Origin of the sequence: Streptomyces sp. NPDC058678 (assembly GCF_042714835.1) — a bacterium.
Lineage (GTDB): Bacteria > Actinomycetota > Actinomycetes > Streptomycetales > Streptomycetaceae > Streptomyces.
Map to the genome: position 1 here is coordinate 1 of NZ_JBHXSG010000019.1, position 26,732 is coordinate 26,732.

A 26,732-nucleotide genomic window follows, 5' to 3' on the forward strand; every position below is an offset into this window, starting at 1 on the left:
GAGCGCCCTGCCCGCCCCTCCGGCCGGCGGCGCCCGGGCCCGGGCGCCCGCCCGCCCCGCCGCCCGGCGGCGCCCCGCCCCGCGGCCCCTCGTGTCATCCGGCTGGGCAGCCCCCGGCCCCGGTTGCGCATGGTCGGCCTGGCGCTGACCCTCGTACTGATCGCCTTCGTCGTACGACTGCTCCAGGTGCAGGCCGTCGACGCGAGCACGTACGCCGCCAAGGCCGAGCAGAACCGGTACGTCGGCTACACCCTGGCCGCCGAGCGCGGCGGGATCACCGACCGCGCGGGCGTGGCCCTGGCGACCAGCGAGGACGCGTACAACATCACCGCGGACCCCACGCTGTTCAACCGTAAGCAGCTGAAGATCGACGACGGGCCCGAGCAGGCGGCCGCCCTGCTCGCCCCGATCCTCGGCCAGGAGCAGGACGCGATCGTCAAGAAGCTCAGGCCGGCGGACAAGAAACTCCGCTACGTCGTGCTCGCCAACCGGCAGACCCCGCAGGTCTGGAAGCAGATCAAGGACCTCAAGACCGCGCTGTCCACCAAGGCCGAGACCGACCCGGGCACGGTCAACGTCCTCGCGGGCGTCCTGGCCGTGCCCACCAGCAAGCGCGTGTACCCGAACGGGGATCTCGCCGCCGGGATACTGGGCTGGGTCAACGCCGAGGGCAAGGGCGGCGGCGGTGTCGAGCAGCAGCTGAACGGCCTGCTGGCCGGCAAGGACGGCAAGATCCGCTACGCCCAGTCCGGAGGCCGCCAGGTGCCGACCGTGGGCTCCACCGAGACGCCCGCCGTGCCCGGCAGCGACGTCGAGCTCACCATCGACCGCGACATCCAGTGGGCCGCGCAGAACGCCATCACCGAGCAGGTCGAGAAGTCCAAGGCGGACCGCGGCTATGTGATCGTGCAGGACACCCGGACCGGCGAGGTCCTCGCCATGGCCAACTCGCCCGGCTTCGACCCGAACGACCTGTCCAAGGCGAGCGGGCTCAACATGGGCAACGCGGCGCTCCAGGACGCGTACGAGCCCGGCTCCACCGCGAAGGTCATGTCGATGGCCGCCGTACTGGAGGAGAACGTCGCCACGCCCGACACGCATGTCGTCGTGCCCAACCGGCTGCACCGCGGCGACCGGCTCTTCAAGGACGACATCGACCACCCGACGTGGTACCTCACGCTCAACGGCGTGCTCGCCAAGTCCAGCAACATCGGCACGATCCTGGCCACCGGGCAGCTCGGCAAGACGCAGGCGGAGGCCAACCAGGTCCTCTACTCGTACCTGCGCAAGTTCGGCCTGGGCAGCTACACCGGGCTCGGCTTCCCCGGCGAGACGCCGGGCATCCTCGCCGGGCCCGACAAGTGGTCGACCTCGCAGCAGTACACGATTCCTTTCGGCCAGGGCGTGTCCCTCAACGCGATGCAGGCGGCGTCGGTCTACTCGACCATCGCCAACGGCGGTGTCCGCGTCGAACCCACGCTCGTCCGCGGCACGAAGGGACCCGACGGACGCTTCGCCCCTGCCGCTCAGCCGAAGAAGACAAGGGTCGTCAGCGCCAAGACGGCCAAGACCCTCGCCCGGATGCTGGAGTCCGTCGTGGACGACGTGGAGGGCACCGGTACGAAGGCGCGGATCCCCGGCTACCGGGTCGCGGGCAAGACGGGCACGGCCAACCGCGTGGATCCGGCCACCGGCAAGTACAAGGGCTACACCTCGTCCTTCGCCGGATTCGCCCCCGCCGACAAGCCTCGCGTCACCGTCTACTGCGCGATCCAGAACGCCACCGAGGGCAGCTACTTCGGTGGCCAGATCTGCGGTCCCGTCTACAAGCAGGTGATGGAGTTCGCCCTGAAGACCCTCCAGGTACCGCCCACCGGGGCCAAGGCCGCGAAACTTCCGGTCGCCTTCACACCCTGACCGTCTCTGTTCAGCACGGAACCCCCAGGAACCAGCTCGTGACAACGATCACCCCCGATTCCGGCAACCAGGGCACGCCCGTGCCCTCACTTCGCTCCGAAGCGGGTGCGCCCGGTACGCTCACCGCCGTGCCACACGCCGATCAGTCCCAAACCACCCAGAAGGGCGCACCCGTGACATATCCGGGACCGCCCAGGCCGGTCCGGATCTCCGCCACACCCCTCGCGGAGCTCGCCGATCAGCTGGGTGTCGTGCAGCCGGAAGCCCCGGAGAGCGCGGCCGGAGTCTCGGGCATCACCCACGACTCCCGTGCCGTCCGTCCCGGCGACCTGTACGCCGCCCTCCCGGGGGCCCGCCTGCACGGCGCCGACTTCGTCACCCAGGCCGCGGGCCTCGGCGCGGTCGCCGTGCTGACCGACCCGACGGGCGCCGAGCGGGCCGCCGCCACCGGGCTCCCGGTGCTGGTCGTCGACGACCCGCGCGCGGAGATGGGCGAACTGGCGGCCACGATCTACGGCCACCCGGGCCCTGATCTGCTCCAGATCGGCATCACCGGCACCTCCGGCAAGACCACCACCGCCTACCTGGTCGAGGGCGGTCTGAAGACGGCCAAGTCCACCGGACTGATCGGCACGGTGGAGATGCGCATCGGCGACGAGCGCATCAAGTCCGAGCGCACCACCCCCGAAGCCACCGACCTCCAGGCCCTGTTCGCCGTCATGCGCGAGCGCGGGGTCGAGGCGGTCGCCATGGAGGTCTCCAGCCACGCCCTGGTCCTCGGCCGGGTCGACGGCTGCGTCTTCGACATCGGCGTCTTCACCAACCTGAGCCCGGAACACATGGAGTTCCACTCCGACATGGAGGACTACTTCCGGGCCAAGGCGCAGCTGTTCACGCCGAAACGCAGCAGGCTCGGCGTCGTCAACTTCGACGACGAGTACGGGCGCAGGCTGGCCAAGGAGGCCACCGTCCCGGTCGTCACCTTCTCCGCCGAGGGCCACCCGGACGCCGACTGGCGCGCCGAGGACGTCCAAGTCGGGCCCATGGACTCGACGTTCACCGTGATCGGCCCCGAGCGGGAGCGGATCACGGCCAGGTCGCCGCTCGCCGGCCCCTTCAACGTGGCGAACACCCTCGCCGCGATCGTCGCCCTCGCCGCCGCCGGCCTCGACCCGCAGGCCGCGGCCGACGGCATCGCCGCCGTGCCCGGTGTGCCGGGCCGACTGGAGCACGTGGACGCCGGACAGCCGTACCTCGCGGTCGTCGACTACGCCCACAAGACGGACGCCGTCGAATCGGTGCTGCGCGCCCTGCGCAAGGTCACCGAGGGCCGGCTGCACATCGTGCTCGGCTGCGGCGGCGACCGGGACAAGACCAAGCGGATGCCGATGGGCGCCGCCGCGGCCCGGCTCGCCGACACCGCCGTACTGACCTCCGACAACCCCCGTGGCGAGGACCCCCTCGCGATCCTCGCCACGATGCTCCAGGGCGCGGCCTCCGTGCCCGCGCACGAGCGCGGCGAGGTCCAGGTCTTCGAGGACCGGGCCGCCGCTATCGCCGCCGCCGTCGCCCGAGCCGAGCCCGGCGACACCGTGCTGGTCGCGGGCAAGGGCCACGAGCAGGGCCAGGACATCGCCGGGGTGGTCCGTCCCTTCGACGACCGCCAGGTGCTTCGCGAAGCTATCCAGAAGACCCAGGGATGAACTTGTGATCGCCCTCTCTCTCGCCGAGATCGCCTCAGTCGTCGGCGGGCAGACGCACGACATACCGGATCCGTCCGTGCAGGTCACCGGACCGGTCGTCCGGGACTCCCGCGAGGCCGGGCCCGGCACCCTCTTCGTCGCCTTCGTCGGCGAGCGCGTGGACGGCCACGACTTCGCACAGGCCGTCGTCGAAGCGGGCGCGGTCGCCGTACTGGCGTCGCGCCCCGTAGGCGTGCCCGCGATCGTCGTCGAGGACGTCCAGACGGCTCTCGGCGCCCTCGCGCGTCATGTCGTACGACGGCTCGGCGCGACCCTCGTAGCCCTCACCGGCTCCGCCGGCAAGACCAGCACCAAGGACCTGATCGCCCAGGTGCTCCAGCACAAGGCGCCGACGGTGTTCACACCCGGCTCGCTCAACAACGAGATCGGGCTGCCGCTGACCGCGCTCAGCGCCACCGAGGAGACGCGGTTCCTCGTCCTGGAGATGGGCGCCCGCGGCATCGGCCACATCCGCTACCTCGCCGATCTGACGCCGCCGAAGATCGGCCTCGTCCTCAACGTCGGGACCGCCCACATCGGCGAGTTCGGCGGCCGCGAGCAGATCGCGCAGGCCAAGGGCGAGCTGGTGGAGGCCCTTCCCTCAGCGGACGAGGGCGGTGCCGCGATCCTCAACGCGGACGATCCGCTCGTACGGGCCATGGCGTCCCGTACGAAGGCGAAGGTGATCCTTTTCGGAGAGTCCGGCGAAGCGGACGTACGTGCCGAGAACGTGAGACTCACGGACAGCGGACAGCCCGCCTTCCTGCTTCGTACACCCTCCGGTGCAAGCGAAGTGACCATGCGCCTGTACGGTGAGCACCACGTGTCGAACGCGCTCGCCGCGGCCGCCGTCGCCCACGAGCTGGGCATGTCCGCGGAAGAGATCGCCACCGCGCTCTCCGAGGCGGGCTCCCTCTCCCGCTGGCGTATGGAGGTCACCGAGCGCCCGGACGGCGTGACGGTCGTCAACGACGCCTACAACGCGAACCCCGAGTCCATGCGAGCCGCTTTGCGCGCGCTCGCGGCCATGGGCAAGGGGCGGCGGACCTGGGCGGTGCTCGGCAAGATGGCCGAGCTCGGGGACGAGGCGCTCGCCGAGCACGACGCGGTCGGACGGCTCGCCGTCCGGCTCAATGTCGGCAAGCTCGTCGCGGTCGGGGGCAGGGAAGCGTCCTGGCTCCAACTGGGCGCATATAACGAGGGTTCGTGGGGTGAGGAGTCGGTGCACGTGTCCGACGCACAGGCGGCGATCGACCTGTTGCGCAGCGAGTTGCGCCCGGGAGACGTCGTACTCGTGAAGGCGTCCCGTTCGGTCGGCCTGGAGAGCATCGCCGAGGCGCTGCTGGCAACCGGTGCCGAGGGTGAGGTCGCAGCCCGATGATGAAGCAGATCCTGTTCGCAGGAGTCATTGGCCTCTTCCTCACCCTGGTCGGCACCCCGCTGCTGATCAAGCTGCTGGCCCGCAAGGGCTACGGCCAGTACATCCGCGACGACGGCCCGCGCACGCACGGCAGCAAGCGCGGTACGCCGACCATGGGCGGTATCGCCTTCATCTTCGCGACGGTCGCCGCGTACTTCCTGTCGAAGGTCATCACCGGCTACACCCCGACCTACTCCGGTCTGCTCGTCCTCGGCCTGATGGTCGGCATGGGCCTGGTCGGCTTCCTCGACGACTACATCAAGATCGTCAAGCGGCGTTCGCTGGGCCTCAGGGCCAAGGCGAAGATGGCCGGCCAGCTGATCGTGGGCATCAGCTTCGCCGTGCTCTCGCTGCAGTTCGCGGACGTCCGCGGCAACACCCCGGCCTCCACGAAGCTGTCGTTCATCACGGACTTCGGCTGGACGATCGGCCCGGTGCTGTTCGTCGTCTGGGCGCTGTTCATGATCCTCGCGATGTCGAACGGCGTGAACCTGACGGACGGTCTGGACGGCCTGGCCACAGGCGCCTCCGTCCTCGTCTTCGGTGCCTACACCTTCATCGGTGTCTGGCAGTTCCAGGAGTCCTGCGCCAACGGCGAGAGCCTGACCAACCCGGGCGCCTGTTACGAGGTACGCGATCCGCTCGACCTCGCGGTCATCGCCTCCGCGCTGATGGGTGCATGCCTCGGCTTCCTGTGGTGGAACACCTCGCCCGCCAAGATCTTCATGGGTGACACCGGTTCGCTGGCCCTCGGCGGTGTGCTCGCCGGTCTCGCGATCTGCTCCCGCACCGAGCTGCTGATCGCCCTCCTCGGCGGCCTGTTCGTCCTCATCACCATGTCGGTCGTCATCCAGGTCGGCTCCTTCCGCATGACCGGCAAGCGCGTCTTCCGGATGGCGCCACTCCAGCACCACTTCGAACTCAAGGGGTGGTCCGAAGTCCTTGTGGTGGTCCGCTTCTGGATCATCCAGGGCATCTGTGTGATCGTCGGCCTGGGCCTGTTCTACGCGGGATGGGCGGCGGACAAGTGACCGACTGGCAGGGCAAGCGCGTCACCGTCGCCGGGCTCGGCGTCTCCGGCATCCCGGCCGCCAAGGTGCTGCACGAACGCGGCGCTCTCGTCACGGTCGTCAACGACGGCGACGACGAGCGGGCCCGTGCCCAGGCGGCCGAACTGGAGGACCTCGGCATCACCGTGCGCCTCGGTGACGGCGCGACCCTGCCGGAGGGCACCGAGCTCATCGTCACGGCCCCCGGCTGGAAGCCGGACAAGCCCCTGTTCGCGGCGGCACGCGCCGCCGGCGTGCCGGTCTGGGGCGACGTCGAACTCGCCTGGCGGCTGCGCGGACCCGACGCCGCGCCCTGGCTCGCCGTCACCGGCACCAACGGCAAGACCACGACCGTCCAGATGCTCGCCTCCATCCTGAAGGCGGCGGGCCTGCGCACGGCGGCGGTCGGCAACATCGGCGTCTCGCTCCTCGACGCGGTCCTCGGCGAGGAGCAGTACGACGTCCTCGCGGTGGAGCTGTCGAGCTACCAGCTCCACTGGGCGCCCTCGCTGCGCGCCCACTCCGCCGCCGTACTGAACCTGGCGCCCGACCACCTCGACTGGCACGGCTCCATGGCGGCGTACGCCGCCGACAAGGGCCGTATCTACGAGGGCAATCGCGTCGCGTGCGTCTACAACCTCGCCGACCGGGCCACCGAGGACCTGGTGCGCGAGGCGGACGTCGAGGAGGGCTGCCGGGCCATCGGTTTCACCCTCGGCGCGCCCGCGCCCTCCCAACTCGGCGTGGTGGACGGCATCCTGGTCGACCGCGCCTTCGTGGAGGACCGGCACAAGAACGCCCAGGAGCTGGCGGAGGTCTCCGACGTCAACCCGCCCGCCCCCCACAACATCGCCAACGCCCTTGCGGCGGCCGCCCTCGCGCGTGCCTTCGGGGTGCCCGCGACGGCCGTACGGGACGGCCTGAGGGCCTTCACACCGGACGCCCACCGCATCGCGCACGTGGCCGACATCGGCCAGGTCGCCTACGTCGACGACTCCAAGGCCACCAACACCCACGCCGCAGAAGCCTCGTTGGCGGCCTACGAGTCGATCGTGTGGATCGCTGGGGGTCTCGCGAAGGGCGCGACCTTCGACGAGCTGGTGACGGGGGCGGCGAAGCGGCTGCGCGGGGTCGTCCTCATCGGCGCGGACCGCGCGCTGATCCGCGAAGCCCTGGCGCGACACGCCCCGGAAGTACCCGTCGTCGACCTCGAGCGGACCGACACTGGGGCGATGCTCCAGGCAGTCCAGGAAGCGAAGCGGCTCGCCGCCGCGGGCGACACGGTCCTGCTGGCCCCGGCCTGTGCCTCCATGGACATGTTCACCAACTACAACCAGCGCGGTGACGCGTTCGCGGAGGCGGTTCGCGAACTCGGCGCCTGACCCGGCCGCCTGCCGGGCGGACCTTGGGAGGGACGCGTGGGACCGTCGACGTACAGTGAGGTCTGCGATGCCCGGTAGCCGTACCGGGCGGCCGCCCGTGCGGCGGGCCGTGAGACGTCCCGCCACCCCCCGGGCACCGCGCGAGAACCCGATCCTCAGCCTGTACCTGCGCGCCCGCCGCGCCTGGGACCGGCCGCTGACCGCGTACTACCTGATCCTCGGCGGCAGTCTGCTGATCACCGTGCTCGGGCTGGTGATGGTCTACTCGGCCTCCCAGATCACCGCCCTGCAGATGTCCCTGCCGGGCTCGTACTTCTTCCGCAAGCAGCTCCTCGCGGCCGTCATCGGCGGGGTACTGCTGCTGGCCGCCTCCCGCATGCCGGTGAAGCTGCACCGGGCGCTCGCCTACCCGATCCTCGCGGGCGCGGTCTTCCTGATGGCCCTGGTGCAGATCCCGGGGATAGGGATGTCGGTCAACGGCAACCAGAACTGGATCTCCCTCGGCGGCTCCTTCCAGATCCAGCCCAGCGAGTTCGGCAAGCTCGCCCTCGTGCTGTGGGGTGCCGACCTGCTCGCCCGCAAGCAGGACAAGAAGCTGTTGACCCAGTGGAAGCACATGCTCGTGCCGCTCGTGCCGGTCGCCTTCATGCTGCTCGGGCTGATCATGCTCGGCGGTGACATGGGTACGGCGATCATCCTCACCGCGATCCTGTTCGGGCTGCTGTGGCTGGCGGGCGCGCCGACCCGGCTGTTCGTCGGGGTGCTGTCGATCGCCGCCACGCTGGGTGTGATCCTCATCAGGACCAGCCCCAACCGCATGGCCCGGCTGCAGTGCATCGGTGCCACCGAGCCGAAGTCCGGAGTGGCCGACTGCTGGCAGGCCGTGCACGGCATCTACGCCCTGGCCTCCGGTGGACTCTTCGGTTCCGGGCTCGGTGCGAGTGTGGAAAAATGGGGCCAACTCCCGGAAGCGCACACGGACTTCATCTTCGCCGTCACCGGTGAGGAACTGGGCCTGGCGGGGACGCTGTCCGTGCTCGCCCTCTTCGCGGCCCTAGGCTATGCGGGTATCCGCGTGGCCGGACGCACGGAGGACCCCTTCGTGAGGTATGCCGCGGGAGGTGTGACCACCTGGATCACCGCACAGGCGGTGATCAACATGGGTGCGGTGCTCGGCCTGCTGCCGATCGCCGGTGTCCCCCTCCCGCTGTTCTCCTACGGAGGGTCCGCCCTGCTGCCGACCATGTTCGCCATCGGGTTGCTGATCGCCTTCGCGCGAGAGGATCCCGCTGCGCGGATGGCGCTTTCGATGCGGCAACCCCGCTTTGGTAGAAAGCGGGCGGGAGGCCCTGTGCGGGGGCCTCGGAGATGGAACACGATGAGACGGCGTGCCTCGGCGGCGCGTTCGTCCGGAGAGCGGTGAATTTCGGTGCATGTCGTACTCGCCGGTGGGGGGACCGCCGGCCACATCGAGCCCGCGCTCGCCCTCGCGGACGCCCTGCGCAGGCAGGACCCGACCGTGGGAATCACGGCCCTGGGCACGGAGCGCGGTCTGGAGACCCGGCTCGTACCGGAGCGGGGCTATGACCTCGCGCTGATCCCCGCGGTACCGCTGCCACGCAAGCCGACCCCCGAGCTGATCACCGTCCCGGGCCGGCTGCGCGGCACGATCAAGGCCGCCGAGCAGATCCTGGAGCGCACCAAGGCGGACGCCGTCGTCGGCTTCGGCGGGTACGTGGCCCTGCCCGGCTACCTCGCCGCCAAGCGCCTCGGCGTGCCGATCATCATCCACGAGGCCAACGCCCGACCCGGCCTCGCCAACAAGATCGGCTCCCGGTACGCGGCCAAGGTGGCCGTCTCCACCCCGGACAGCAAGCTGCGCGACGCCCGCTACATCGGCATCCCGCTGCGCCGCTCCATCGCCACCCTCGACCGGGCGGCCATGCGCCCCGAGGCCCGCGCCGCCTTCGGGCTCGACCCGAACCTGCCGACGCTGCTGGTCTCCGGCGGCTCGCAGGGTGCGCGTCGGCTCAACGAGGTGGTCCAGCAGGTCGCGCCGTACCTCCAGCAGGCCGGGATTCAGATCCTTCACGCGGTCGGCCCGAAGAACGAACTGCCGCAGGTGCACCAGATGCCGGGGATGCCCCCGTACATCCCGGTACCGTACGTGGACCGGATGGACCTCGCGTACGCCGCGGCCGACATGATGCTCTGCCGCGCGGGCGCGATGACCGTCGCCGAACTCTCCGCCGTCGGACTCCCGGCCGCCTATGTCCCGCTGCCCATCGGCAACGGTGAACAGCGGCTGAACGCCCAGCCGGTGGTCAAGGCCGGCGGCGGACTCCTGGTGGACGACGCGGACCTGACGCCCGAGTGGGTGCAGCAGAACGTGCTGCCCGTGCTCGCCGACCCGCACCGGCTGTACCAGATGTCCCGTTCCGCCGGTGAGTTCGGCCGCCGGGACGCCGACGACCTGCTCGTCGGCATGGTGTACGAGGCGATCGCCGCCAACCGTGCACGCCGATAGGACTGTACCGAGGCCCGTATGACCGGAAGGCAGGGAGCGTGGCCGGATCGACGACCGCCGAGCGCGGTGAACGCCAGCAGGAGTCGTCCGGCCCGCCGCCTGTCCGGAGGATCGCCACCCCCCGCCTTCGTACGATCATCATTCTCGCCGTCGCGCTGGTGCTCGCCGGTGCCGGATCCGTCTGGGTCCTGTACGGCTCGAACTGGCTGCGCGTGGAGCAGGTATCGGTCGCCGGGACAAGGGTTCTGACGCCCGCGCAGGTCCGAGAGGCCGCCGATGTGCCGGTCGGATCGCCCCTGATTTCCGTCGACACCGATGCGATCGAGGCACGACTGCGCCGGAAATTGCCCCGAATTGACGTGGTTGACGTAGTGCGTTCCTGGCCCCACGAAATCGGGCTGAAAGTGACTGAGCGTACTCCGGTTCTGCTTGTCCAAAAGGGCGGAAACTTTGTCGAAGTGGACGAGGAAGGTGTCCGATTCGCCACGGTTTCCGAGGCCCCGAAAGGCGTGCCCGCACTGGAATTGACGCTGTCTCAGCCGGGCTCGCGCGCCGCGAGCCTGCGCCGATTCGGCGAGGGCCGATTGCTGCGGGAGGCGGTCAGCGTCGCCCGTGCCATTCCGGCCGCCGTCGCGCATCGGACTGAGACCCTCAAGGTGCGTTCGTACGACGACATCTCACTGGAGTTGAGCGACGGGCGGACCGTCGCCTGGGGGAGCAGCGAGAAGGGGGCCGCGAAGGCCCGTACGCTCACGGCTCTCATGAAAGCCTCTCCTGAGGCGCGGTTCTTCGACGTCAGCGTTCCCACGGCGCCCGCGTCATCGGGGAGTTGACGCACATCCGCGCAGGCCAGCACCCTGGTTGGGCAGCGCTATGGCTGATCACATAGGGTGAAAAGAAAAACGGGAGGTTCGGCGTGTTCGTTGAACGTGCGCCACTTGTCGACTTAGTGTCCTGTTCAGAAGACTCCAGGGAACAGACACACTGGTAACCCTAAACTTCAACGTTAGGGTTCGGGTCGGCGATACGGACCGTCCCAAATCGGCATCAGTCGTCGGACCGCGGCAAGGCCCGTGAGGCGGCGACACGTAACTCGAGGCGAGAGGCCTTCGACGTGGCAGCACCGCAGAACTACCTCGCAGTCATCAAAGTCATCGGTGTCGGCGGCGGTGGTGTCAATGCCATCAACCGGATGATCGAGGTCGGTCTCAAGGGCGTCGAGTTCATCGCCATCAACACCGACGCACAGGCGCTGTTGATGAGCGACGCCGACGTCAAACTCGACGTCGGCCGCGAACTCACCCGCGGACTCGGCGCCGGAGCCAACCCGGCCGTGGGCCGCAAGGCCGCCGAGGACCACCGAGAGGAGATCGAGGAGGTCCTCAAGGGGGCCGACATGGTCTTCGTGACGGCCGGTGAAGGTGGCGGCACAGGCACCGGCGGCGCACCCGTCGTGGCCAACATCGCACGCACCCTGGGCGCCCTCACCATCGGCGTGGTCACGCGTCCGTTCACCTTCGAGGGACGGCGCCGCGCCAACCAGGCCGAGGACGGCATCGCCGAACTCCGCGAAGAGGTCGACACCCTCATCGTCATCCCGAACGACCGGCTGCTGTCCATCTCGGACCGCCAGGTCTCGGTCCTCGACGCCTTCAAGTCGGCGGACCAGGTCCTGCTCTCCGGTGTCCAGGGCATCACCGACCTCATCACCACGCCCGGCCTGATCAACCTCGACTTCGCCGACGTCAAGTCGGTCATGTCCGAGGCCGGCTCGGCCCTCATGGGCATCGGCTCGGCCCGTGGCGACGACCGTGCGGTGGCCGCGGCCGAGATGGCGATCTCCTCGCCGCTGCTGGAGGCGTCCATCGACGGCGCCCGCGGTGTGCTCCTCTCCATCTCCGGCGGTTCCGACCTCGGCCTGTTCGAGATCAACGAGGCCGCCCAGCTGGTGAGCGAGGCCGCCCACCCCGAGGCCAACATCATCTTCGGCGCGGTCATCGACGACGCCCTCGGCGACGAGGTCCGGGTCACCGTGATCGCGGCCGGCTTCGACGGCGGCCAGCCGCCGGCCCGCCGGGACAACGTCCTCGGTTCGGCCTCGTCGTCGACCTCGGGCCGCCGTGAGGAGCCCACTCCGGTACGGCAGACCGAGAGCCGCCCGTCCTTCGGCTCGCTCGGCAGTGTCACGCCGAAGGAGGAGTCGGAGCAGGCGCCCGAGCCGGTGGCCGACCTTCCGGTCTCCCCGCCGGTCCCGCCGTCGCGGTCCTACTCGGACAGCGCGGCCGAGGAACTGGACGTGCCGGACTTCCTGAAGTGATAGACCAGCGCTCCGGAACGAGCACTGTGAACGGCGCGCACTTCGCCTTCACCGACAGGTGGGGCGGGGTGAGCGCCGTTCCGTACGAGGAGCTCAACCTCGGCGGAGCGGTCGGCGACGATCCCGAGGCCGTACGGACCAACCGTGAACTGGCCGCCAAGTCCCTGGGGCTGGACGCGGCTCAGGTGGTCTGGATGAACCAGGTGCACGGGGCCGACGTGGTCGTGGTGGACCGACCCTGGGGTTCCGCTTCGCGGATCCCCTCGGTGGACGCGGTCGTCACCGCCCGGCGCGGACTCGCCCTCGCCGTCCTCACCGCCGACTGCACTCCCGTTCTGCTCGCCGACCCGGTCGCCAAGGTCGCCGCCGCGGCCCACGCGGGCCGGCCCGGCATGATCGCCGGGGTCGTCCCCGCCGCCGTACGGGCCATGACCGAACTCGGTGCCGAACCGTCCCGGATCGTCGCCCGCACCGGACCCGCGGTCTGCGGCCGGTGCTACGAAGTGCCGGACGCCATGCGTGCCGAGGTGGCCGCCGTCGAACCGGCGGCGCACGCCGAGACGAGCTGGGGTACGCCCGCGGTCGACGTGACCGCCGGAGTGCACGCGCAGCTCGAGCGGCTCGGGGTGCACGACCGGGAGCAGTCGCCGGTGTGCACGCTGGAGTCGGGGGACCACTTCTCGTACCGCCGCGATCGCACCACGGGGCGACTCGCGGGATATGTGTGGTTGGACTGAGGGGCATGACGAACCGTCAGGACGAACTCGCCGGAAACCTGGCGAAGGTGGAGGAGCGCATCGGCGCCGCGTGTGCGGCCGCCGGGCGGGGGCGTGAGGAAGTCACGCTGATCGTGGTCACCAAGACCTATCCCGCGAGTGATGTGCGGATGCTTTCGGAACTCGGTGTGCGTCATGTCGCCGAGAACCGCGACCAGGACGCGGCACCCAAGGCTGCGGAATGCGCGGACTTGCCCCTTGAATGGCATTTCGTCGGTCAGTTGCAGACCAACAAGGTGCGATCTGTGGTCGGTTACGCGGATATCGTGCAGTCCGTCGATCGTTCCAAGCTGGTGACGGCCCTGTCGAAGGAGGCCGTGCGGGTCGGGCGCGAAGTGGGCTGCCTGATCCAGGTGGCGCTCGACGCGGGAGCGAGCGGGAGAGGGGAGCGGGGTGGCGTAGGACCTGGCGGGATCCAGGAGTTGGCCGACCTCGTCGCCGACGCTTCGGGGCTGCGGCTCGACGGGCTGATGACCGTCGCTCCGCTCACCGGGGAGTACGCGGGGCGCGAACAGGCGGCGTTCGAGCGGTTGATGGATTTGTCGACCGACCTGCGCCGGGCGCATCCGGCTGCGAACATGGTCTCCGCAGGGATGAGTGCGGACCTCGAACAGGCCGTGGCGGCCGGGGCGACACATGTACGCGTCGGTACCGCGGTACTCGGAGTACGCCCCAGGCTCGGGTAACGTCGCCAGGAAGTCGGACCACAGCAGAAAATATGGTCATTACCGCAGCATAGCGGGCATAACGACCTCGTGGATCGCGGGCACTTGGCAGTCGTCAGCCGATCCACCACAGAGCGGAGGACTCAGAGAATGGCCGGCGCGATGCGCAAGATGGCGGTCTACCTCGGCCTCGTGGAGGACGATGGGTACGACGGCCGCGGTTTTGATCCCGACGACGACTTCGAACCCGAGCTGGATCCGGAGCCCGAGCGGGACCGGCGACGGCATGAGCTGTCGCACCAGTCGCACGGCTCGCACCAGTCCCACCAGGCACATCAGCCTGAAAGGGACGAACCGGTGCGAATGGTGCAGCCTCCGGTGTCACGCGACCCGCTGCCCCGATCCGCTTCGCTAGGCGCGGAATCCGGGCGTCCGGCGCGTATCGCGCCCGTGGCATCCATCACACAAGAACGCGCAAGCCTGGAGAAGAACGCACCGGTGATCATGCCCAAGGTCGTGTCGGAACGAGAGCCTTACCGGATCACCACACTTCACCCCCGGACCTACAACGAGGCCCGTACCATCGGGGAACACTTCCGTGAGGGCACCCCGGTGATCATGAATCTGACTGAGATGGATGACACGGACGCGAAGCGACTTGTCGACTTTGCGGCCGGTTTGGTGTTTGGTCTTCACGGCAGCATCGAGCGGGTGACGCAGAAGGTGTTCCTGTTGTCGCCTGCTAACGTCGATGTCACGGCGGAGGACAAGGCCCGCATCGCAGAGGGCGGGTTCTTCAACCAGAGCTGAGACGCAGGACCGGAAACGGCAGTACAAGTAGGACCCAGCAGTACGGATCAGGGGAGAGGGAAGCGCAGGCAATGAGCGTGGTTCTGGATGTCGTCTACATCGCGCTGATGTGCTTCCTCATCGTGCTGATCTTCCGGTTGGTCATGGACTACGTCTTCCAGTTCGCCCGCTCGTGGCAACCCGGCAAGGCGATGGTGGTCGTTCTGGAGGCCACCTACACTGTCACTGATCCACCGCTCAAGCTTCTGCGGCGGTTCATTCCGCCGCTGCGTCTCGGGGGCGTGGCGCTCGACCTGTCCTTCTTCGTACTGATGATCATCGTCTACATCCTGATCTCCGTCGTGAGCCGGCTGTGAACGATACGGTCTTGCCGAATGCCGACGACTACGTTGAGGTGAAGAGATGCCGTTGACCCCCGAGGACGTGCGGAACAAGCAGTTCACGACCGTCCGCCTCCGAGAAGGCTATGACGAGGACGAGGTCGATGCCTTCCTCGATGAGGTCGAAGCCGAACTGACTCGCCTGCTCCGCGAGAACGAGGACCTGCGCGCCAAGCTGGCGGCGGCCACGCGCGCTGCTGCCCAGAATCAGCAGAACATGCGCAAGCCCCCGGAGCAGCAACAGGACCAGCAGCAGGGCGGCATGCAGCAGCAGGGTATGCCTCAGCAGGGGATGCCGCAGCAAGGCATGCCTCAGCAGGGGATGCCGCAGCAAGGGATGCCGCAGCAAGGCATGCGCGGTCCCGGCTCTCCGGTGCCGGCCGGCATATCTGGCCCGCCGCAGCAGCAGATGGGTGGCCCCATGGGTGGCCCGCCCCAGCTGCCGAGCGGTGCACCGCAGCTGCCTGCCGGTCCCGGTGGTGGCCAGGGCGGCCCGCAGGGTCCCGGTCCGATGGGCCAGGGTCCGATGGGTCAGGGCCCGATGGGTGGCCAGCCCCAGATGCAGCAGCAGATGGGCGGCCCGATGGGTGGCCCCATGGGCGGTCCGATGGGCGGCCCCGGTCAGGGCCCCGGTGGCGACAGCGCCGCCCGTGTCCTCTCGCTGGCCCAGCAGACCGCCGACCAGGCGATCGCCGAGGCGCGTTCCGAGGCCAACAAGATCGTCGGTGAGGCGCGTTCGCGTGCCGAGGGTCTTGAGCGTGACGCCCGCGCCAAGGCCGACGCCCTGGAGCGGGACGCGCAGGAGAAGCACCGTGTCGCGATGGGCTCCCTGGAGTCCGCCCGCGCCACGCTGGAGCGCAAGGTCGAGGACCTGCGTGGCTTCGAGCGCGAGTACCGCACGCGTCTGAAGTCCTACCTGGAGTCGCAGCTGCGTCAGTTGGAGACCCAGGCGGACGACTCGCTGGCCCCGCCGCGCACCCCGGCGGCCGCGTCGCTGCCGCCGTCCCCGGCGCCCTCCATGGCTCCGGCCGGCGCCAGCGCCCCGTCGTACGGCGGCGGCAACCAGGGCATGGGCGGCGGTCCGTCTCCTGCCGGTCCGTCCTACGGCGGCCAGCAGCAGATGTCCCCGGCGATGACCCAGCCGATGGCGCCGGTACGGCCGCAGGGCCCGTCGCCGATGGGCCAGGCTCCCTCGCCGATGCGCGGCTTCCTCATCGACGAGGACGACAACTGACGGTTATGAGTACGCCGTAGGCGTCGGCAGCGTTCAGGGCGGGGCCCCGGATTTTGATCCGGGGCCCCGCCCTTTTGCCGTGTGCGTCCGGGGTTTTGCCGTGCGTGTTCGGGTGCCGGTGCAGTTGTCCTGCGTACGCAACGCCGAAGGCCCGGGTGCGCCAAGATCTTCTTGGTGCGCCCGGGCCTTCGTGCCCTTGGCTACGCCTTGCGCAGGCGGAAGGTCAGGGACAGGCCCTCGTCCGTGAACGGGGATCCGTAGGTGTCGTCCGCCTCGCCCTGGGCGAAGTCACTCGCGAGGACCTCGTCGGCGATGAGGCCGGCGTGCTCGGACAGGGCCGCGACGACGGCCGGGTCCGTGGACGTCCAGCGCAGCGCGATGCGGTCGGCCACGTCGAGGCCGCTGTTCTTGCGGGCCTCCTGGATCAGACGGATCGCGTCACGGGCCAGGCCCGCCTGACGCAGCTGCTCCGTGATCTCCAGGTCGAGGGCGACCGTCGCGCCCGAGTCGGACGCCACCGACCAACCCTCACGCGGGGTCTCCGTGATGATGACCTCGTCCGGGGCGAGCGTGACCGTCTCGCCGTCGACCTCCACGGATGCCGTGCCCTCGCGCAGGGCCAGGGACAGCGCGGCGGCGTCCGCGTTCGCGATGGTCTTCGCCACGTCCTGGACCCTCTTGCCGAACCGCTTGCCGAGTGCACGGAAGTTGGCCTTCGCCGTCGTGTCGACCAGCGAACCGCCCACCTCGGACAGCGACGCCAGCGCCTCGACGTTCAGCTCCTCCGTGATCTGCGCGTGCAGTTCTGCGTTGAGCGAGTCGAAGCCCGTCGCGGCGATCAGCGCGCGCCGCAGCGGCTGGCGCGTCTTCACGCCCGACTCCGCGCGCGTGGCACGGCCCAGCTCCACCAGCCGCCGAACCAGGACCATCTGCTTCGACAGTTCCGGGTCGATGGCGGACAGGTCCGCCTCGGGCCAGGACGCCAGGTGCACCGACTCGGGGGCGTCAGGGCTGACGGGCACCACCAGGTCCTGCCAGACCCGTTCGGTGAGGAACGGGGTCAGCGGGGCCAGCAGCCTGGTGACCGTCTCGACGACCTCGTGCAGGGTGCGCAGCGCGGCCTTGTCGCCCTGCCAGAAGCGGCGGCGTGAACGGCGTACGTACCAGTTGGACAGGTCGTCGACGAACGCCGACAGCAGCTTTCCGGCGCGCTGGGTGTCGTACGACTCCAGCGCCTGCGTCACCTGGTCGGTGAGCGCGTGCAGTTCGGACAGGAGCCAGCGGTCGAGGACCGGCCGGTCCGCCGGGGCCGGGTCGGCCTCGCTGGGTGCCCAGTTCGACGTGCGGGCGTACAGGGCCTGGAAGGCGACCGTGTTCCAGTAGGTGAGGAGCGTCTTGCGGACGACCTCCTGGATGGTGCCGTGGCCGACGCGGCGGGCCGACCACGGGGAGCCGCCGGCCGCCATGAACCAGCGGACCGCGTCCGCGCCGTGCTGTTCCATCAGCGGGATCGGCTGCAGGATGTTGCCCAGGTGCTTGGACATCTTGCGGCCGTCCTCGGCGAGGATGTGACCGAGGCAGACGACGTTCTCGTACGACGACTTGTCGAAGACGAGCGTGCCGACGGCCATGAGGGTGTAGAACCACCCGCGTGTCTGGTCGATGGCCTCCGAGATGAACTGGGCCGGGTAGCGGCTCTCGAAGAGCTCCTTGTTCTTGTGCGGGTAGCCCCACTGCGCGAACGGCATCGAACCCGAGTCGTACCAGGCGTCGATGACCTCCGGCACGCGCGTGGCCGTCTTCTGGCACGTCGGGCAGGCGAAGGTGACGTCGTCGATGAACGGACGGTGCGGGTCGAGCTCCGACTGGTCGGTGCCGGTCAGCTCGGTCAGTTCGGCGCGGGAGCCGACGCAGGTGAGGTGGCCGTCCTCGCAGTGCCAGATGGGCAGCGGCGTGCCCCAGTAGCGGCTGCGGGAGAGCGCCCAGTCGATGTTGTTGTTCAGCCAGTCGCCGAAACGGCCGTGCTTGACGGAGTCCGGGAACCAGTTGGTCTTCTCGTTCTCCTGGAGGAGGCGGTCCTTGACGGCCGTCGTGCGGATGTACCAGGACGGCTGCGCGTAGTAGAGGAGCGCGGTGTGGCAGCGCCAGCAGTGCGGGTAGCTGTGCTCGTACGGGATGTGCTTGAAGAGGAGACCGCGGTGCTGGAGATCCTCGGTGAGCTTTTCGTCCGCCTTCTTGAAGAAGACGCCGCCCACGAGGGGGACGTCCTCCTCGAAGGTGCCGTCCCGGCGGACGGGGTTCACGACGGGAAGGCCGTACGCGCGGCAGACCTTGAGGTCGTCCTCACCGAAAGCGGGGGACTGGTGGACCAGACCCGTACCGTCCTCGGTCGTCACGTACTCGGCGTTGACCACGTAGTGGGCCGGTTCCGGGAACTCGACGAGCTCGAAGGGGCGTTGATAAGTCCAGCGCTCCATCTCGGCGCCGGTGAAGGTCTCGCCCGTGACCTCCCAGCCCTCGCCGAGGGCCTTTTCGACGAGCGGCTCGGCGACGACGAGCTTCTCCTCGCCGTTCGTCGCGACGACGTAGGTGACGGAGGGGTGCGCGGCGACGGCGGTGTTGGAGACCAGCGTCCAGGGCGTCGTCGTCCACACCAGGAGCGCTGCCCGGCCGGCGAGCGGGCCGGAGGTGAGCGGGAAACGGACGTACACCGACGGGTCGACGATCGTCTCGTAGCCCTGCGCCAGCTCGTGGTCCGACAGACCTGTCTCGTCGCGCGGGCACCAGGGGGCGACCCGGTAGTCCTGGACCAGCAGGCCCTTGTTGAAGATCTCCTTCAGCGACCACCAGACGGAGTCCACGTACTCGGGGTCCATCGTGCGGTACGCGTCGTCCAGGTCGACCCAGTAGCCCATGCGGTTCGTGAGCTCGGTGAAGGCGTCGGTGTGGCGGGTCACGGACTCGCGGCACTTGGCGTTGAACGCGGCGATGCCGTACGCCTCGATGTCCTTCTTGCCGTTGAAGCCGAGTTCCTTCTCCACGGCGATCTCGACCGGGAGGCCGTGGCAGTCCCAGCCGGCCTTGCGGGCCACGTGGTAGCCGCGCATGGTGCGGAAGCGGGGGAAGACGTCCTTGAAGACGCGCGCCTCGATGTGGTGGGCCCCCGGCATGCCGTTGGCCGTGGGCGGGCCCTCGTAGAACACCCACTCGGGGCGGCCCTCGGACTGTTCCAGGGTCTTGGCGAAGATCTTCTGCTCGCGCCAGAAGTCGAGCACGGCGTGCTCGAGCGCGGGCAGGTCGACCTGGGCGGGCACCTGGCGGTACGTCGGCGTTGTCATCAGCGAGCTTCCTCCGGCGGACTTGCTGCCTTCCGTCCGGAGGGACGAGAGCTGTGTCATTCCCTGCGCCGCCTTCGGCGCGCTCCCGCGGTACCACCCTCCTTGGCTCTCCGGTGCGCCGTACGCGCCGGTGAGCCCCCTCATTGGGGTCGCGATGCCGGGTCTACTGGCCGCATTCTTTCGGCTGCGGCTTTCTTCCGGCGGCTCCGGGGTGATCTTCACGTCGCGCTCGCCCCCGGGCTTCCACCGTCCCCGGGTCGCTCTGGGCTGCGTACGTCGCTACTCGTCCCCATCCACGCTTTTCGCTCCGCCCAGTGTACGGCGCCGCGAGGACAGCGGCCGACCGCTTTACCGGCGGCCGTCGGCGCGGGCTGGGCGCGGGCCGGGATGACCCGAATGGCGAGGGGCGGGTGTTCGCATACCGGGATGCCCGGCTCGGCGGATTACCCGGCGGGGAGCTGGGCACAACGCATGCAGGTTTGCCGCGCGGCGTTCGCGGGGCGGGCGAATCGGGCGGTGTGCCCCGTTGCCGTGGGACTCAAGTCGATTTATCGTCCCAGCACGATTCGCGTGCAAGATCACAATATGTGAAGGGGCCGCGGCCATGGTGGCGAAGAAGACCGCCGTACAGCAGTCGGCGTCCGGATCCACGGGTGCCTCCGGCGGTGCGGCCAAGGACGTCGGCGGGAAGAAGAGCACGCAGGGGGGCGCGGCCGAGCGGGAGGCCAAGGCCGTGAAGACGGTGGGTACGGCGGCGAGGAAGACCGCCGGGAAGAGCACCGCGGCGGGCGCGGGTGCGGGGGTCAAAAAGGCCGAGGCGAAGAAGGCGGCGGCAAGGAAAACGCAACCAGTGAAGAAGGCCGCTGCCAAGAAGGCGGCGGCGTCCAAGGCGGTTCCCCCCAAGGCCGCGGCCGGGGAGAAAGGGCTGGAGAGACCGGCGGCAGAGGAGACGAAGGCCGGCAAGAGGGGGGCGGCGGCGAAGAAGGCCGCGGGAAAGAAGGCGGTGGCTACGAAGGCGGCCACGAAGGCGGCGGCCAGGAAGGTGGCCGACGGGCGGAAGACCGGCGGGAAGACGGTGGCGGCCACGAAGGCTGAAGCCAGGAAGGTGGCCGACGGGCGGAAGACCGGCGGGAAGACGGTGGCGGCCACGAAGGCTGAAGCCACGAAGCCGGCGGGCGGGAAGGCGGCCGCCGTGAAGGAGACGGGCGGGGCGGCGGCCGCCAAGGCCGAGGCCGGGAAAGGGGCCCGCGGGAAGGCGGCCGCCGTGAAGGACACGGGCGGGAAGGTGGCGGCCGGTCAGGGCGCGGGCGGGAAGGTGGCGGTCACGGACGTAGCGCCTGTGAAGGAGACCGGCGGGAAGAAGACCGCTGACCAGAAGAGTGGTACCGCGAGGAGCGGCGCCGGGAAGAGCACCTCCACGAAGAGCGCAGCCGAGACGACTGCGGCCAAGAAGAGCACGGTCAAGAAGGCGGGCGCGGCGCAGGCCGCGGAGCAGACGGGAGCCACGACGGTGGTTGCGAAGAAGACTCCTGGCACGGCCACGGCGGCGAAGACCGCCCTACCCCAGGCACGGCTCGCCGCGGCGGAGCCCGGTGAGCTCGCGGTGCGCCCCGGCGAGGACCCCTGGACGCCGGAAGAGGTCGCGGAGGCGCGCGCCGAGCTGTCGTCCGAGGCGACGCGACTGCGCGACGAGATCACCTCGTCCGAACAGTCCCTGGTGGGTCTGATGCGGGACTCCGGCGACGGCGCCGGCGACGATCAGGCGGACACCGGTACCAAGAACATCACGCGCGAGCACGAGATGGCCCTCGCGGCCAACGCGCGCGAGATGCTCATCCAGACCGAGCGGGCCCTGCAGCGGCTCGACGCGGGCACCTACGGCCTGTGCGAGAACTGCGGCAACCCCATCGGCAAGGCCCGCATGCAGGCCTTCCCGCGGGCCACCCTGTGCGTGGAGTGCAAGCAGAAGCAGGAACGCCGGTACTGATCACGTCGCTGCCTGGGGGCGTGTCGTACCCTCGTCCTCAGTCAGGTATCTAGGTTGAGGGACTCACGTGGCAGAGGCGGAGCGCATCATCGGTACGCCGGACACCCCAGAGGCGGCGGGAGGCGGGCCGGAGCAGTCCGAGGAGCACGCTGCGGACGCGTCGGAGGCCGCCGCCGGGGCCGAGCGGCCTCGGGGCAGGCGGCGGATCGCCGTGCTGTTCACCGTCGCGGCCTTCGCGTACGCCCTCGACCTGATCAGCAAGATGATCGTGGTCGCCAAGCTGGAGCACCACGCGCCGATCGAGATCATCGGGGACTGGCTGAAGTTCGAGGCCATCCGCAACGCGGGTGCGGCCTTCGGCTTCGGCGAGGCCTTCACCGTGATCTTCACGGTGATCGCGGCGGCCGTGATCGTGGTCATCGCCCGTCTCGCCCGCAAGCTCTACAGCCTGCCCTGGGCGATCGCGCTCGGCCTGCTGCTCGGCGGTGCGCTCGGCAACCTCACCGACCGGATCTTCCGTTCGCCGGGCGTGTTCGAGGGCGCGGTCGTCGACTTCATCGCGCCCAAGCACTTCGCGGTCTTCAACCTGGCCGACTCGGCGATCGTGTGCGGCGGCATCCTGATCGTGCTGCTGTCGTTCAAGGGGCTCGACCCGGACGGCACCGTCCACAAGGACTGAGGACCCCGGACTCTCGTACGAGAGTGTCGGACCCGTCCGGCATACTCGACGGGTGAGCACCATTCCCGAGATCCGCAACCTGCCCGTGCCCGACGGCCTGGAGGGCGAGCGCGTCGACGCCGCCATCTCCCGCATGTTCGGCTTCTCCCGTACCAAGGCGGCGGAGCTTGCCGCCGCGGGGAAGGTCACGGTCGACGGGTCGGTGGTAGGGAAGTCCGAGCGGGTGCACGGCGGGGCCTGGCTGGAGGTCGAGATGCCGCAGGCGCCCGCGCCGGTGCAGATCGTCGCCGAACCGGTCGAGGGCATGGAGATCGTGCACGACGACGATGACGTGGTCGTGATCGTCAAGCCGGTCGGCGTGGCCGCGCACCCCAGCCCCGGCTGGACGGGGACGACCGTGATCGGCGGGCTCGCCGCCGCCGGGTACCGGATCTCGACCTCGGGCGCCGCCGAGCGCCAGGGCATCGTGCACCGCCTGGACGTGGGCACGTCCGGCCTGATGGTCGTGGCGAAGTCCGAGTACGCCTACACCTCGCTCAAGCGCCAGTTCAAGGAGCGCACGGTCGACAAGCGCTACCACACGCTTGTCCAGGGCCACCCGGACCCGACCAGCGGCACCATCGACGCGCCCATCGGCCGGCACCCGAACCACGACTACAAGTGGGCGGTCACGGCCGAGGGCAAGCCGTCCGTCACGCACTACGACCTCATCGAGGCGTTCCGCGCGGCCTCCCTGCTCGACGTGAAGCTGGAGACCGGCCGCACCCACCAGATCCGCGTCCACATGGCCGCCCACCGGCACCCGTGCGTCGGCGACCTGACGTACGGCGCCGACCCCACGCTCGCCAAGCGGCTCGGCCTGACCCGCCAGTGGCTGCACGCCGTACGGCTGGGCTTCGAACACCCCGGAGACGGTCAGTGGGTGGAGTTCGAGTGCGGTTACCCGGACGACCTGCAGCAGGCCCTGGACCAGGTCCGCGAGGAGACCTACGCGTGAGCTCCGCGTACGTCGTGCGGGTCGCCGAGGACCCCGCCGACCGTGAGGCGTGCTTCGCGGTCCGCAAGGAGGTCTTCGTCGGCGAGCAGGGGGTCCCCGCGGACCTTGAGTACGACGCGTACGACGCCGGGGCCGTGCATGTGCTGGCGGTCCGGGAGGACGGCACGCCGCTCGGGACCGCACGACTGCTGTACGGCGAAGAGGCCGCGGCCAAGACCGACGGCGACCTGTCGGTGGGCTCGCTGGGACGGCTCGCCGTGACGCGGGACGCGCGGGGCCTCGGCGTCGGGGCCGCTCTCGTACGGGCCGTCGAGGACGCGGCACGCACGCGTGGGCTCGCGGCGGTGGACCTGCACTCCCAGACGCACGCGCTCGGGTTCTACGAGCGGCTGGGGTACGTGGCGTACGGCCCCGAGTTCCCGGACGCCGGGATTGCGCACCGGGCGATGCGGCGCGTGCTGTAGCCGGCCGTGCCTGCCGGCCCAGGCCGTGTCCGCTGTGGCGGGGGGCGTCGAACGGCCGGTGAACACCGTGGCGTGGCAGGCTTGAAGTCTGTTGTGTGAACGCCGAGACGACCCCGGAGCCTGATCGTGGATCAGTTGGCCCTGCTTTTCGTGCTGTTGCTCGGGGCCGTGGTGAGCGTCCCGGTCGGGGACCGGCTGAAACTGCCGGCGCCGGTGCTGATGACGCTCCTCGGGATCGTCCTCGCGCTGCTCGACTTCGTGCCGAACGTCAGCATCCCGCCGGAACTCATCCTGCCCCTGCTGTTGCCGCCGTTGCTGTACGCGGCCGTACGGCGCACGTCCTGGCGGCAGTTCACCGCCAACATCCGGCCGATCTTCCTGCTGGCCGTGGCGCTGGTGTTCGTCACCACGGTGTGTGTGGCCGCCGTCGCCAACGCGATCGTGCCGGGGCTGCCGGTCGCCGCCGCCGTGGCGCTCGGCGCGCTGGTCGCGCCGCCCGACCCGGTCGCGGCGACCGCCGTCGCGGGCCAACTCGGCCTTCCGCGGCGACTGGTGTCCATCCTGGAGGGCGAGGGGCTCTTCAACGACGTCACGGCCATCGTGCTGTACCACGTGGCGATCACCGCGGCCGTGAGCGGGAGCTTCTCGCCGTGGCGGGCGGGGCTGGACCTGGTGCTGTCCGCCGTGGTGGCGGTGGCCGTCGGGATCGTGCTGGGGTGGGGCGCCAACAAGCTGATGGACCTGCTCGGGGACCCGACCCTGCAGATCGGGTTGACGCTGCTGGTGCCGTTCGCCTCGTACGTGCTGGCGGAGGAGTTCCGAGGGTCCGGGGTGCTGGCCGTGCTCACCACCGCGTTGTTCCTCGCCGAGTACGCCACCGATCCGGACGACGTGCTGACACGGCTCGCCGGGCACACCTTCTGGGACATCGTCGACACGCTGGTCACCGGGGTCGCCTTCGGGCTGATCGGCCTCGAGCTGCACAACGCGATCCGGACGGCGTCCGGGCGGTGGGGCGAGATGCTCGGGTGGGCGGCGGCGATCGTGGGTGTGGTCGTGCTCGTACGGCTGTTGTGGCTGTTGCCGGCCACCTGGCTCACCAAGCGGCTGCATGCGAGGCGGGACCACGACGAGGACATCCCGATGAGCCTGCGGGAGACCGTCGTCATGTGGTGGTCCGGGATGCGGGGGGTGGCGTCGGTGGCGCTGGCGTTGGCGATTCCCCTGCAGACCGATGACGGTTCGCCCTTCCCGGACCGGGACGAGATCGTGTTCATCGCGTTCGGGGTGATCATGGCCACCCTGGTGCTTCAGGGGCTGACCCTGCCGTGGCTGGTGAGGCGGCTGGGGGTGCAGGCCGACACGGATCGGGAGAAGGAGTTCGAGAAGGCGCTGGCCGTGCGGGCGGCGAAGGCGGCGAAGCGGAGGCTCAGGGAGATCGAGGCCGAGGAGGAGCTGCCGGAGGAGTTGTCCGAGCAGATGCTGCGGCGGGCCCACGACATCGGGGTGCGGATCACTCCGGAGGTGGGGGAGGACGAGCGCCGGGAGGCGCATGAGCAGCGGGTGCGGAGGCTCAAGCGGGTGCGGCGGATCCAGGGGGAGATGCTGAGCGCGGCTCGGCATGAGGTGCTGGCGGCCCGGAGTGAGGCGGGGGCCGATCCGGAGGTGGTGGATCGGGTGCTGCGGCATCTTGATGTGCGGAGTTTGCGGTGAGTTGCCGGGTGCGTGCGGGTGGGGGTTGCCGATGTGGTCTCCCACCCGCGCGCACCAGCCGTTTCCAGTTGGTCGTGAGGTGGTCCGTCCTGTGGGGGTTGCTCGTCCGTGCGGGCTGCCCGTACGTGCTGCGCTGTGTCAGGCACCCGCGCGCGGAGGCTCGTGGCCGCGGCTCGCGGCCACCCCGTCGCGTGCGACGTCGTCCCGGGCGGGGCGGTGCCCGTTCCTGCGGTTCGGGGGCTGGACAGCGTCCGCCGTGTTGACCCGGGGGAGGGCGTACGGGTGTTCCGCGGCCAGCCAGCGGATCATGCCCTCGCGGACCGTGACGCGTACCGTCCAGATGTCGTCGGCGTCCTTCGCCGTCATCAGGGCCCGTATTTGCATGGTGTTCGGAGTGGTGTCGGTGACGTCCAGGCCGAAGGCGCGGCCGTCCCAGGCCGGGCACTCGCGCAGGAGGTCGCGGAGCTTGTCCCGCATCGCGTCCACCGGCGCGGCGTGGTCGACGTGCCAGAAGACGATGCCGGTCATCTGGGGGGTGCCGCGCGACCAGTTCTCGAACGGCTTGGACGTGAAGTACGAGACGGGCATGGTGATCCGCCGCTCGTCCCAGGTGCGTACGGTCAGGAAGGTCAGCGTGATCTCCTCGACCGTGCCCCACTCGCCGTCCACCACGACCGTGTCGCCGATGCGCACCATGTCGCCGAAGGCGATCTGAAACCCCGCGAACATGTTGCTGAGCGTCGACTGGGCGGCGACACCGGCGACGATGCCGAGGATTCCGGCCGAGGCCAGCAACGAGGCGCCCGCCGCGCGGAACGCCGGGAACGTCAGCAACATCGTGGCCACGGCCACCACGCCGACGGTCGCGGAGACGACACGCATGATCAGCGACACCTGGGTACGGACGCGCCGGACCCGGGCCGCATCGCGGTGGGCGCGCGCGTAGCGGGTGTACGTCGTCTCCACTATCGCGGCGGCGATCCGGATCACCAGCCACGCGGTCGCCCCGATCAGGACCAGGGTGAGGGTGCGGCCGATGCCGACCCTGTGCTGCTCCAGGAGCTGCGCCTCGTCGTACGCCCCTCTCAGCATGGCCGCGCAGAGCACGAGTTGGTAGGGGATGCGGCCACGGCGCAACAGACCCCACAGGGGGGTCTCGTGATGCCGTGCGTCGGCCTTGCGCAGCAACAGGTCGGTCGCCCAGCCGATGACCAGCGTGAGCGCGACCGACCCGCCGACCACGATCAGTGGGCGGAGTAGATTCTCCATGCCCACGAACGTAACCGGCCCCGGGCGTTCATGAACATGTGACTTCGCGCTCAAGGTGGGTACGGC

Annotated in this window: 21 protein-coding genes; 19 read left to right on the forward strand and 2 right to left on the reverse strand. The window is 69.8% G+C overall.

All coding sequences use genetic code 11. The annotated features are described in order from the left end of the window. From ACFWWR_RS18845 to ACFWWR_RS18910, 14 genes are all read left to right on the forward strand, one after another. A partial coding sequence (locus tag ACFWWR_RS18845) for a peptidoglycan D,D-transpeptidase FtsI family protein (RefSeq protein ID WP_384304315.1) occupies positions 1–1,917 on the forward strand: 1,917 nt, incomplete at its 5' end. Positions 1,918–2,090: 173 nt separating this feature from the next. Next, entirely contained in the window at positions 2,091–3,620 is a 1,530-nt protein-coding gene (locus ACFWWR_RS18850) for a UDP-N-acetylmuramoyl-L-alanyl-D-glutamate--2,6-diaminopimelate ligase (RefSeq protein WP_383860294.1), read from the forward strand. A 4-nt stretch (positions 3,621–3,624) separates the two neighbouring features. Then, positions 3,625–5,040, forward strand: coding sequence for a UDP-N-acetylmuramoyl-tripeptide--D-alanyl-D-alanine ligase (gene murF, locus ACFWWR_RS18855; RefSeq protein WP_383860297.1), 1,416 nt, complete (start codon positions 3,625–3,627; stop codon positions 5,038–5,040). Continuing rightward, complete coding sequence (gene mraY, locus ACFWWR_RS18860) at positions 5,040–6,110, forward strand: phospho-N-acetylmuramoyl-pentapeptide-transferase (RefSeq protein WP_383860815.1); 1,071 nt, start codon at positions 5,040–5,042, stop codon at positions 6,108–6,110. Before murF ends, mraY begins: the two co-directional genes overlap by 1 nt. Then, a complete protein-coding gene (gene murD / locus ACFWWR_RS18865) occupies positions 6,092–7,510 on the forward strand; it encodes a UDP-N-acetylmuramoyl-L-alanine--D-glutamate ligase (RefSeq protein WP_383860300.1) in 1,419 nt (472 codons plus the stop codon). Before mraY ends, murD begins: the two co-directional genes overlap by 19 nt. A gap of 67 nt (positions 7,511–7,577) precedes the next feature. Next, positions 7,578–8,933 (forward strand): putative lipid II flippase FtsW, encoded by a 1,356-nt coding sequence (gene ftsW / locus ACFWWR_RS18870; RefSeq protein ID WP_383860303.1) that lies wholly within the window; start codon positions 7,578–7,580, stop codon positions 8,931–8,933. Between the two features lie 6 nt (positions 8,934–8,939). Beyond that, positions 8,940–10,037 (forward strand): undecaprenyldiphospho-muramoylpentapeptide beta-N-acetylglucosaminyltransferase, encoded by a 1,098-nt coding sequence (gene murG / locus ACFWWR_RS18875; RefSeq protein WP_383860307.1) that lies wholly within the window; start codon positions 8,940–8,942, stop codon positions 10,035–10,037. 38 nt (positions 10,038–10,075) lie between these two features. Then, positions 10,076–10,870, forward strand: a complete 795-nt coding sequence (locus tag ACFWWR_RS18880) for a cell division protein FtsQ/DivIB (RefSeq protein ID WP_383860310.1) — start codon at positions 10,076–10,078, stop codon at positions 10,868–10,870. Positions 10,871–11,151: 281 nt separating this feature from the next. Beyond that, positions 11,152–12,354, forward strand: coding sequence for a cell division protein FtsZ (gene ftsZ, locus ACFWWR_RS18885; protein ID WP_383860313.1), 1,203 nt, complete (start codon positions 11,152–11,154; stop codon positions 12,352–12,354). Positions 12,355–12,380: 26 nt separating this feature from the next. Next, the gene (gene pgeF, locus ACFWWR_RS18890; protein WP_384304317.1) at positions 12,381–13,091 is read left to right on the forward strand and encodes a peptidoglycan editing factor PgeF; all 711 of its coding nucleotides are present in this window, start codon (positions 12,381–12,383) and stop codon (positions 13,089–13,091) included. A 5-nt stretch (positions 13,092–13,096) separates the two neighbouring features. Next, positions 13,097–13,816 carry a YggS family pyridoxal phosphate-dependent enzyme gene (locus tag ACFWWR_RS18895; RefSeq protein ID WP_383860319.1) on the forward strand — a complete coding sequence of 240 codons (720 nt, stop codon included), beginning with the start codon at positions 13,097–13,099 and terminating at the stop codon, positions 13,814–13,816. 129 nt (positions 13,817–13,945) lie between these two features. After that, complete coding sequence (locus ACFWWR_RS18900) at positions 13,946–14,605, forward strand: cell division protein SepF (RefSeq protein WP_383860322.1); 660 nt, start codon at positions 13,946–13,948, stop codon at positions 14,603–14,605. A 71-nt stretch (positions 14,606–14,676) separates the two neighbouring features. Next, complete coding sequence (locus ACFWWR_RS18905; RefSeq protein ID WP_033318070.1) at positions 14,677–14,961, forward strand: YggT family protein; 285 nt, start codon at positions 14,677–14,679, stop codon at positions 14,959–14,961. Positions 14,962–15,007: 46 nt separating this feature from the next. Then, complete coding sequence (locus tag ACFWWR_RS18910; protein WP_383860325.1) at positions 15,008–16,219, forward strand: DivIVA domain-containing protein; 1,212 nt, start codon at positions 15,008–15,010, stop codon at positions 16,217–16,219. Between the two features lie 200 nt (positions 16,220–16,419). Here ACFWWR_RS18910 and ileS read toward each other — a convergent pair whose 3' ends face one another. Then, positions 16,420–19,557 carry an isoleucine--tRNA ligase gene (gene ileS, locus ACFWWR_RS18915; RefSeq protein WP_383860328.1) on the reverse strand — a complete coding sequence of 1,046 codons (3,138 nt, stop codon included), beginning with the start codon at positions 19,555–19,557 and terminating at the stop codon, positions 16,420–16,422. 604 nt (positions 19,558–20,161) lie between these two features. Here ileS and ACFWWR_RS18920 point away from each other — a divergent pair. From ACFWWR_RS18920 to ACFWWR_RS18940, 5 genes are all read left to right on the forward strand, one after another. Further along, complete coding sequence (locus tag ACFWWR_RS18920; protein WP_384304319.1) at positions 20,162–21,544, forward strand: TraR/DksA C4-type zinc finger protein; 1,383 nt, start codon at positions 20,162–20,164, stop codon at positions 21,542–21,544. Between the two features lie 67 nt (positions 21,545–21,611). Further along, a complete protein-coding gene (lspA, locus tag ACFWWR_RS18925; RefSeq protein WP_384304321.1) occupies positions 21,612–22,223 on the forward strand; it encodes a signal peptidase II in 612 nt (203 codons plus the stop codon). A gap of 52 nt (positions 22,224–22,275) precedes the next feature. Beyond that, positions 22,276–23,220 (forward strand): RluA family pseudouridine synthase, encoded by a 945-nt coding sequence (locus ACFWWR_RS18930; protein WP_383860336.1) that lies wholly within the window; start codon positions 22,276–22,278, stop codon positions 23,218–23,220. Next, positions 23,217–23,684: a GNAT family N-acetyltransferase gene (locus ACFWWR_RS18935; protein ID WP_383860339.1), complete on the forward strand. Its 468-nt coding sequence runs from the start codon at positions 23,217–23,219 to the stop codon at positions 23,682–23,684. The genes ACFWWR_RS18930 and ACFWWR_RS18935 overlap by 4 nt, the downstream gene beginning before the upstream one ends. Before the next feature lie 126 nt (positions 23,685–23,810). Then, a complete protein-coding gene (locus tag ACFWWR_RS18940; RefSeq protein WP_384304323.1) occupies positions 23,811–25,397 on the forward strand; it encodes a Na+/H+ antiporter in 1,587 nt (528 codons plus the stop codon). A gap of 138 nt (positions 25,398–25,535) precedes the next feature. Here ACFWWR_RS18940 and ACFWWR_RS18945 read toward each other — a convergent pair whose 3' ends face one another. Next, a complete protein-coding gene (locus ACFWWR_RS18945; protein ID WP_383860345.1) occupies positions 25,536–26,666 on the reverse strand; it encodes a mechanosensitive ion channel family protein in 1,131 nt (376 codons plus the stop codon). Between the last annotated feature and the right edge of the window lie 66 nt (positions 26,667–26,732).

Bases quoted from the DNA above. Each gene is read 5' to 3' on its own strand.
- mraY (WP_383860815.1), top strand. From the start codon at position 5,040: ATGAAGCAGATCCTGTTCGCAGGAGTCATTGGCCTCTTCCTCACCCTG.
- ACFWWR_RS18945 (WP_383860345.1), bottom strand. From the start codon at position 26,666: ATGGAGAATCTACTCCGCCCACTGATCGTGGTCGGCGGGTCGGTCGCG.
- ACFWWR_RS18920 (WP_384304319.1), top strand. From the start codon at position 20,162: ATGGTGGCGAAGAAGACCGCCGTACAGCAGTCGGCGTCCGGATCCACG.
- ACFWWR_RS18910 (WP_383860325.1), top strand. From the start codon at position 15,008: ATGCCGTTGACCCCCGAGGACGTGCGGAACAAGCAGTTCACGACCGTC.
- murD (WP_383860300.1), top strand. From the start codon at position 6,092: ATGGGCGGCGGACAAGTGACCGACTGGCAGGGCAAGCGCGTCACCGTC.
- ACFWWR_RS18905 (WP_033318070.1), top strand. From the start codon at position 14,677: ATGAGCGTGGTTCTGGATGTCGTCTACATCGCGCTGATGTGCTTCCTC.
- ACFWWR_RS18895 (WP_383860319.1), top strand. From the start codon at position 13,097: ATGACGAACCGTCAGGACGAACTCGCCGGAAACCTGGCGAAGGTGGAG.
- ileS (WP_383860328.1), bottom strand. From the start codon at position 19,557: ATGACAACGCCGACGTACCGCCAGGTGCCCGCCCAGGTCGACCTGCCC.
- ACFWWR_RS18900 (WP_383860322.1), top strand. From the start codon at position 13,946: ATGGCCGGCGCGATGCGCAAGATGGCGGTCTACCTCGGCCTCGTGGAG.
- ftsW (WP_383860303.1), top strand. From the start codon at position 7,578: ATGCCCGGTAGCCGTACCGGGCGGCCGCCCGTGCGGCGGGCCGTGAGA.